Source organism: Rubritalea sp. (assembly GCF_039830215.1).
Lineage (GTDB): Bacteria > Verrucomicrobiota > Verrucomicrobiia > Verrucomicrobiales > Akkermansiaceae > Rubritalea.
Window position 1 is genome coordinate 1 of record NZ_JBDOPO010000151.1, and the last position, 1,545, is coordinate 1,545.

General features: G+C 41.4%; 1 protein-coding gene. It reads right to left on the reverse strand.

The window, feature by feature from the left end:
* Positions 1-1,440, reverse strand: a 1,440-nt coding sequence (locus tag ABGY95_RS05055; protein WP_347440610.1) for a hypothetical protein, incomplete at its 3' end; no start/stop codon positions are given.
* Between the last annotated feature and the right edge of the window lie 105 nt (positions 1,441-1,545).

Here is a 1,545-nt window from a genome sequence, read left to right on the forward strand (position 1 = left end):
ATATTCTTCAATTTTGTCGATCTCTTCTTTGAGAATTTGCTTATAATTATCAGGCGTTAACTCAAAGAACCTTTTCGCTGATTCTTGATCTGCATTCGGATCAACGTAGCTGTCCCAACAATGCTTGTCCTCTGCAATGGTAACTATCGACGCTCTAGTTATTTCCATACTTTCCGCTCCTAGTCCTGTCATAGTCTGTGCGTAGGTTATGAACGCGGATCTTATATGATTACGATGAGTCTTGGCAGGTTTGATTTCAGTTTCCAGATCATATAAACGGTTTTCGTGTGACACGCTGAATATATGTTTGTTCATATTCATCCACTTCTTGCTTAGCCTTTCCGTTTCGCCTCGACCACTTCTGCATATGGGCTGATCATCACTCGGCCTTCCGTCAATCTCCCAAGCCCACCACAACCACTCCTCTAGAAATGGAATCTCTGACACCTTAAACACTTGATTGTGTGTTTTCATTTTTGTCATTTCTTTTGGAATAGTTATACGTCCCGTTTCACGATTCCAAATCGACCAATTCCACAAATGAACAAGTTCAGATCTTGCGCCCATAAAACACTTAAGTATTATTTCAGCAGCCTTTGGCTGAACTTCTCGCCCCCGATTATTTGTTCTATATAGGCCATGACTCAACGCATCAATGAGCGAGCATATTTGCGCGAGTGTTGCTGCTCGATTTGGTTGCTCTGGCTCTAATCCTTCAGGGAGAACAGCTTCATAATCACAAACCTCATTGATCAACGCCTTATTCAACAGCGTTCCACCAGCATCCGTCTTAGCTTTGATATAAGTTAAGAATCCGCGAATATAGCTTAGAGCCGATAGTGCTGATTTCCGTGCCTTCCATTTACATTTGTGCCGCTCCAGAAAAGCTTTGATCTGGCCTCTTCCCGTAACTGCATCAGTAAAAATTCCAAGTGGTTGCTTAAAGAGACGGTCTTTTTCTAATCTCCAAATCCGATCATTCGCTGTAATTGTATTTTGCCTTTTCCAGTCACGATTCTTTATTTTAGAAGTAACATAATCTTTCCAAAAATCCGCAAGTGGAATGTGTTCAAATCCAGTTTTGTTTCTGGAGGATTTCCATCCAGCATCTATAGCTGCAAGATAATCGCCGCCAGCTTGTTTAATGGGCAAAAGCTTGGCATAGATCATCTCTTTCTCGATATCAGAAAACGAAGCCTCTGCCGCAGTACACGTCTTGCGATCTTGCTCCATCAGTCTCCATGCCTCTTCATAAACTTCCTGTTTTGACCTCGATCCTTGCCTCTGGATTGGCTCCTTGCCTATTAGGGAAGGGTATCTCATTTTTTCACAGTCACGCTTTCTAAAGCGTCCTCGATGACCTTTTTTATCGTTCTTCTCTTGTGAGGAAATGGTCATAAGGGCCTCAACCTCTTTCTTCTGCTCTCTATTCAAACTCATTTATCACTTTAAATTTAACCTCATGGAAAACCGTTGCAACAAATACTCTAACATAGTTAAAACGATCTTATCTTTTCTTCGGTAAAGTTTTGTGAACAAACTTTG